Raw genomic sequence first — 7,150 nt, 5'->3', positions numbered from 1 at the left:
CCACGTTCTTTTAAAATCGTCGCTCTTTTTGATACATCATTTTTTAACGTTTCGATTTCACTTGCTTGATTCATGGCGAATGAAAGAATAACAATAAGAGCAATGCTAAATAAAGAAGAAATGCTTAATAGTGTGAACAGTAGTTTTTTTCGAATACTAACATATTTCATCGTTACCCCTACCCTCATTTAAACTATTTATTATAATTTATAGATATTTAAAACGAAATTAATAAAAACATTATTATGAAGTTATTAATCTGTTCAATGAAAATTATAGCAGATAATGGAAGGAGTCAGATTGGTATTAGAAAAAGTTCTTAAAATGTATACATTTGCATATCATAAAATTCATAAATAAATATTAGAAATGCTATTGAAATTTGAAATGACATCATGTATACTTCTAATTAGTTGATAACGATTATCAATATCAACTAAAACATTACTCTTCGTTATGTTGGTCATACCCCTTTTTGACGACGTAAGTCAGAGACGAAATGTTGAAATATCTTGTGTCCTATTCTACAGAATTATGGTAATCTCCAACCTCAACTTATATGCGTGAGCATGCAAAAAGGATCCTATCCGTGAAGGGATCCTTTTTTGCATGTTGTCGCAATTATTGTATATAGACCAGGGATACGTTCTTCGATTCCTTCCGGTGCAGTAGAAGGGAAGAGCCATCTTTGATGAGGTCCGTGTTCTTCAACTAGTTTTTCAATTTTAAAATGTTCTTCCGCAAGTGTTGAAATGATTTCTCCTAACGTCCAGCGACGGATGGTTGTTTTAAGTAGCGATTCTTTCTGTGCTTCTGTAAGAAGGATGCTATAAGCAACATCATCTTCAATTAATTCTTCATCGAAATAATTTCCACTTGCTCGAAATGATGGATGGTCTACTCCTAATAGCTTTGTGTATATTGGATGGTAATCGCGAAGGATAAGTATTCCACCGGGCTTTAGTAGTTGAGAGATTGTTGTGAAAAGTGGTTTTAAATCTAGAAAGTAATGGAGTACACCAAGTTCCAGCAATACGATATCAAATGATTCGGAGAGCTGTACATTTAATACATCAGAAACGACATACTGGATAGAGACATCTGCTGCGTCCGCAAGTTCATTTGCATATTTTGCATTACTTGCTGAAATATCAACAACTGTTACGTCAGCTCCTAAAAGAGCGAGTGCGACAGCTTTATTTCCTTTTGAGCCGAGTAAATTAATAATACATTTTCCTTTTGGAGATTGTATGTAAGGTAAATAATGTGCTACTTCGCGCGTGGGATCTTCCATGATTTTTTTCGCATAATCAGCTGGTGCCCCGTGGCGATTCGTCCAAGCTTCATAAGCAGCTGTATTCCAGCTTTTTTCATTTATAGTGCTTAGTTGTTTTTGGTTCAATGTTATCACTCCTTTTGTGAACGTATATTTATTCGGCAGGGGGATGGGATTTCCTTTTCTTTCTGGATAAAAGTTTGATTTTTCCGTGATTAAGTCGTACAATACTTTTTATACGTAAAAGCGTTGAAAAGGAAAAGTAGGATGAACACATTCTTTCCAGAGAGCTTCGGTAGCTGAGAAGAAGCAAGAATATTCATTTGAACAATGGCCTTTGAGCTTCGTCCTGAACTTATCAAATGATAATAGTAGGCGGCGACGAGAGTTGGTACTCGTTATCAAAACCACAGTATAAGAGCACATAGCTCCGTACTTGTTAAGGCTAATTATGTGAGTAATTGGCGAAATAAGGTGGTACCGCGACTGTTTATACAGCCCCGCCCTTATCTTTTTTAAGATAAGGGCGGGGCTTTTTATATTTAAAAGGAGGAATGTAAGATGAGTATTTTTATTGGAGGCGCTTGGCCGTATGCAAATGGTTCGTTACACCTTGGCCATATTGCGAGTTTGTTACCTGGAGATATTTTAGCGCGTTATTACAGGGCAAAAGGTGAGAATGTGCTGTATGTTTCAGGGAGTGATTGTAATGGAACACCGATTGCAATTAGAGCAAAACAAGAAGGTGTGACAGCGAAAGAAATTGCTGATAAGTATCATGAAGAGTTCCAGCGATGTTTTCGTAGCCTTGGTTTTACTTATGATTGCTATACACGTACAGATAGTGAGCACCATCATGAAACGGTTCAAAATGTTTTTTTACGTTTATTAGAAGAAGGACATATTTATAAAAAAACAGTGGAACAAGCGTATTGTGAAACGTGTACGCAGTTTTTACCGGATCGTTATGTAGAAGGAATATGTCCACATTGCCATGAAGCAGCAAGAGGAGATCAATGCGATGCTTGTTCTGCTATTTTAGATCCTCTCGATTTGTTAGAAAAGAAATGTAAGTTATGTGGTAGTACGCCATCTGTAGAGGAAACAGAGCATTTCTATTTTGCATTGCATACATTTCAGCAGCAAATTAAAAGAGCTGTAGAAATTGCCAAACAAACAGGGACATGGCGCGACAATGCGATTCAACTAACAGAGAGATATGTAAAGGAAGGATTACTAGATAGGGCCGTATCACGTGATTTACCAATTGGGGTACCAATTCCAGTAGAAGGGTATGAAGATAAGAAAATTTACGTATGGATTGAAGCAGTGACAGGCTATTATTCAGCGAGTAAACATTGGGCTGAAGAAACAGGGAAAGATGATCAAGAGTTTTGGGATAGCGAAGCGAAAACATATTATGTGCACGGAAAGGATAATATTCCGTTTCATTCCGTCATTTGGCCAGCGGTATTACTTGGAATAGGGGAGGAAGCAATCCCGCGTCATATCGTTTCGAATGAATATTTAACAGTTGAAAAAAGAAAATTATCTACAAGTAAAAACTGGGCAGTATGGGTGCCTGACATATTAGAACGCTATGATCCAGATTCTATTCGTTACTTTTTAACCGTCAACGCACCAGAAAATCGCGATACTGATTTTTCATGGCGGGAATTTATTTACAGTCATAATAGTGAATTATTAGGTGCATACGGGAACTTTGTGAACCGGACATTAAAGTTTATCGAAAAATATTATGGTGGTATCGTGCCGAAGGGAAGTATTGAGGTAGAGCTGAAAGATAAAGTAGAAGGATTATATAAGCGTGTAGGAGAAGCGATTGAGCAAACTAAATTTAAGGTGGCGCTAGAAACAATATTTGATACAGTACGTTTTGCAAATAAATATTTTGATGAAAAGCAGCCTTGGAAACAAAGAGAAGATGATTCAGTTTCATGTGAAGAAACGATTTATAACTGTGTGTATCTTATCGCTAATTTTGCCCATCTCCTTGAACCATTTTTACCATTTTCAAGTGAAAGAGTTCGAAACACATTGTCGATTGTGAACCGAAATTGGGAACCGCAAAATACGTTGCCAAGTAGAATTGATAGCGTGCAGCCATTATTTGAGCGAATCGATGTAAAACAAATTGAGCATGAGATAGAGAAGCTGTATGGAGCGGTAAAATGAGATAGAGAAAAAGACCTTTCAAGTAAATGAAAGGTCTTTTGTTATGCAGTATGATTCTCTTTCTTATCTTTCAAAAAGAAAAGTACAGCAAGGATTACAAGAATAATAGCTGCAATATCATACGTTATTTTAAATGTAGTATTAAAGTTTAAGTACTCTACGAAAGGAGTTTTCACTGCTCCTGCATATATACAAACGGGAACGAGAAGTAAATCGTAAAATTTCTTTTCTTTCATATATCTTATTAGGAAGAAGATACACATAATAGCAAAAAATACGATGCTTAAAATAGTCATTTATACCTCCAGATAAATTTACTTATTTTAATTGCAGTTATATCTTTTATATAAATTCTGTATTTTTTCAAGCGCTGTGCACGCGATTGTGTTTCCTTTCTTTCCTAGCCGTAAGCAGCTGAGGAGTGAAGATCCCAACCAATATAAAAATAATTCCAATCCACTGCATGAACGTTACGACTTCATGTACAAGTGTAATTGAAGCAATAATAGCAGTTGGTAATTCAGCTGCACCTAATATCGTACTAAGCCCTGTTCCAACCTTTGGTACACCGATTGAAAAACAAATGACAGGTACGACAACACCGAACAAGCCGAGGAAGAAAGCATATTTCCATAGGCCAGCTTGCAAAGCACCGTCTGTTAAAAAGGTTGGCGGAAAGAATAGGCATACGATAAGAGTAGCACTTGTTGTCATAAGAAAGCTTTTCGTATAAGGCGGAACATCCGTAGCGACGCGCCCGCTTGCAAAAACATAGAATGAAAAAGAGACCGCAGCTAATAGCCCAAAGATAATCCCTTTCGTAGAAAAACTTTGTCCGAGGCCTTCAAATACACCACCTGCAAACAATGTACCAGCAAATAAAATAAGGATAGATATGATCTTATCGCGGCTTGGAAATGTTCGATTTGCAATGGCTTCGATAATGACACCAATCCAAGTGAACTGAAAGAGTAGGACGACAGCGATAGATGCGGGTAGTTCTTCTACAGAAATAGCGTAAAAAATCCCAGTCATACTCATTGTTGTTCCGACGGTTAGTAATGAAAAAAATTGTTTTTTTGTTACTTTATGATGTGAAAAGAAAAGAACGAGTAGAAATAGTCCAATCCATCCGAAGACATATTGTCCCCCTAGGAGTTGATGTGCTGAAAATCCATTTATGAATCCGAGTTTGAAAATAGTTGAAAGTATGCCGTAGCTGCAAGCACCGAATAAAACGAGCAATGAATATTTAAACTTTTCCATAAAAAATCCTCCTTTTAAGTAATAAAAAACGCCCGCTATCCAAATAAGGATAACGGGCGAACGAAACAGAGTAAGACACTCTACAAAATTCCGCCACTCACACATGAAGTATGAGTTTGGGGTATGTAATTATAGTGAATGTTACATTGCTTTTGGGAATACAATGGAGCATTTTACACCTTGAGCTGTGTTTTGTATCCCGTAAGGAAACTGATGTTTATCTAATATTTGTTTCACGATATATAATCCAAGACCACTACCTTGTACTAACCCGTGTTTATCAGGATTTGCGCGATAGAAAGGCTCAAATAAATGAGCAAGTTTATCTTCATCAATTTGTGAACCTGTATTTAATACTTCTAATGCGTAACCATTTGGTTTTTCATAAAGCTTTATATATACGTGCTGATGGTCAATTGTATAATGAATTGCATTTGAAATAATGTTAAAAATAGCAGTTTGAATAAATTTAGGATCAGCTAAAATTTGTACGTCGTGTTTAATATTAGATTGTACATTTAATTGTTTTACAGATACAAAGTAATCTACTTTCTTCATAACATCCTCAATAATATTAGATAAAGAAATGACTTCTAAATTCGGTTTAAATTGAGGGTTTTGTATTTTGGATAATTCCGACATTTTTTCCGTTAATATGTTAATGTCTTGCATCATCTCGTAGGAACGTTTCAAATACTTATCTCTATCTTTATAAGCTCCAATTCCGTGAATCATGCCATCTAGTTGTCCCATGACGGCTGCGATTGGTGTTTTTAATTCATGGGACACCATAGACATAAATTCTTTACGAGATTGTTCTAATTGTTGTTCCTTCTTGAGCTCGTTTCTTAAATCTTGATTGCTTGCATGTAAATTCTTCACAATATTTGGTACTTGTGAAGCAGCTACTTGCAAATTAAAATCTGTTTGATCTGCATTTTTGTTAAGTAGCTTTTTATCGGAGAAATCAAGATTCATAATATCTTTTAAAGCATCACTCATATATTGAAAAGGTTTGGCAATTAGTTTTGTATAAATTAATGATCCGAGTAGTGATAATGCAAGCATTGTCGCGCCAATATGTGGAGCTAATTGCTGCAACGCATCTGCTAACTTTGGATTATCATTTGTATCATTTGTTTTACTTGCTGCATTTTGTGTATGTAAGGCATCATTATTAGCGGCTTTCTTTTCTGCTTCTGTAGGCGGATTAGAAGTGCTATTTTTCCCCGAAAGATTTTGTGTATGTTCTTTTGCCTTTGCAGTTTGGCTAGGCTGCAAAAGGTGATTGATAGCTGTAGAAAGAGATTTATAATCTATAATAGAAGATTGGAAATTAGAAATACTCCCCTTTGACACAGCTTTATTTTGCTTCGTTTTACTTCCGTCGTTTTGCTTATCTGAATCGGCCTGTTCTGTAGTCGGCGTTCCATTTTCTTTCGCAAAACGTTCTTTATCGTAGTTTGAAGCTAGAAAGTAAATAATTTGATAAAGACAAAGTGATAAAAGAATACAAAATAATAAGGTTTTGATGAAAATATTTTTGGTGATGTTGTCTTTGCTACGATTCGATTTTGTAGCCAATGCCTTTCACCGTTTTAATATAAGGAATTCCTAATTTTTTTCTTAAGTTTTTAATATGTGTATCTATAACTCTTACATCACCATAATGTTCATAGCCCCATACCTTATTCAACAAATCACTTCTTGATAATACTTTTCCTCGATTTTGCAGTAAAGTATAAATAATTTCAAATTCTTTTGTTGTCAATTCAATTTGATTACCATGAACATAAGCTGCATATGCTGTAGAGTTTAACATCAATTCATGGAATTGTAGTATAGTTGCAGCTTCTGCTTCCTTCGTTGCTGCCCTTCTTAATACAGCCTCTACACGCTTAATAAATACAGTGTAATGGAACGGTTTCGTAATATAGTCATCAATACCTAACTCAAATCCTTTAATTTCACTTTCTTCATTATGTAAGCCTGTTAACATAATGATTGGTACATCAGATTGTCCTCGCATAATTTTACAAATACTATAGCCATCTATATCTGGTAACATTACATCGAGGAGGACAAGATCGTATGAATTTTTTTGGAAAAGAAGAATACCTTCTGTTCCGGCACCAACTACATCAACGGTAAAGTTTTGTGCCATTAGAAATTCACGAATCAGTTCTTGTATATCTGGGTTGTCTTCAATCACCAGTATATGCGTCATAGTAACACCTCCTAAATAACGCTTTTTACTGCAATATTCGAATTCATCATTTTTCGAGTGACTCAGATTGTTTATACATATAATAAGCCCCCGCTATAAAATAATCATGAAGGTAGCAAGGGGAATAGTTTAGTGTTACTGAATAATTCAGAATTACAGTAGTTCTATTATAGTATGTATTATAA

At 35.5% G+C, this 7,150-nt stretch carries 6 protein-coding genes, 1 pseudogene and 1 other annotated feature; of the genes and pseudogenes, 1 reads left to right on the top strand and 6 read right to left on the bottom strand.

The window, feature by feature from the left end:
* A pseudogene (locus tag ABWK52_RS14625) lies at positions 1-170 on the bottom strand (methyl-accepting chemotaxis protein); the annotation flags it as partial.
* 413 nt (positions 171-583) lie between these two features.
* Positions 584-1,402, bottom strand: a complete 819-nt coding sequence (locus ABWK52_RS14620; protein ID WP_098542047.1) for a class I SAM-dependent methyltransferase — start codon at positions 1,400-1,402, stop codon at positions 584-586.
* A 114-nt stretch (positions 1,403-1,516) separates the two neighbouring features.
* Positions 1,517-1,787, top strand: a binding site (T-box leader).
* A 50-nt stretch (positions 1,788-1,837) separates the two neighbouring features.
* Between ABWK52_RS14620 and metG the strand changes: the two genes are divergently transcribed.
* Positions 1,838-3,472 carry a methionine--tRNA ligase gene (metG, locus tag ABWK52_RS14615; protein WP_098542049.1) on the top strand — a complete coding sequence of 545 codons (1,635 nt, stop codon included), beginning with the start codon at positions 1,838-1,840 and terminating at the stop codon, positions 3,470-3,472.
* A 41-nt stretch (positions 3,473-3,513) separates the two neighbouring features.
* On the opposite strand, the gene ABWK52_RS14610 is transcribed toward metG, so the two are convergent.
* The 4 genes from ABWK52_RS14610 to ABWK52_RS14595 all read right to left on the bottom strand — a co-directional run bounded on the left by ABWK52_RS14610 (position 3,514) and on the right by ABWK52_RS14595 (position 6,965).
* Positions 3,514-3,768 carry a hypothetical protein gene (locus tag ABWK52_RS14610; RefSeq protein ID WP_000154132.1) on the bottom strand — a complete coding sequence of 85 codons (255 nt, stop codon included), beginning with the start codon at positions 3,766-3,768 and terminating at the stop codon, positions 3,514-3,516.
* A gap of 67 nt (positions 3,769-3,835) precedes the next feature.
* Positions 3,836-4,738, bottom strand: a complete 903-nt coding sequence (locus ABWK52_RS14605) for an EamA family transporter (RefSeq protein ID WP_048568696.1) — start codon at positions 4,736-4,738, stop codon at positions 3,836-3,838.
* 141 nt (positions 4,739-4,879) lie between these two features.
* Positions 4,880-6,322, bottom strand: a complete 1,443-nt coding sequence (locus ABWK52_RS14600; protein ID WP_000201959.1) for a sensor histidine kinase — start codon at positions 6,320-6,322, stop codon at positions 4,880-4,882.
* The gene (locus ABWK52_RS14595; protein WP_000148833.1) at positions 6,300-6,965 is read right to left on the bottom strand and encodes a response regulator transcription factor; all 666 of its coding nucleotides are present in this window, start codon (positions 6,963-6,965) and stop codon (positions 6,300-6,302) included. The genes ABWK52_RS14600 and ABWK52_RS14595 overlap by 23 nt, the downstream gene beginning before the upstream one ends.
* Positions 6,966-7,150 lie beyond the last annotated feature (185 nt).

Source organism: Bacillus sp. AP50 (genome assembly GCF_040492675.1).
Classification (GTDB): Bacteria; Bacillota; Bacilli; order Bacillales; family Bacillaceae_G; genus Bacillus_A; species Bacillus_A cereus.
The sequence above is the reverse complement of the archived record's forward strand: the minus strand, read 5'-3'. Positions and strand labels throughout refer to the sequence as shown.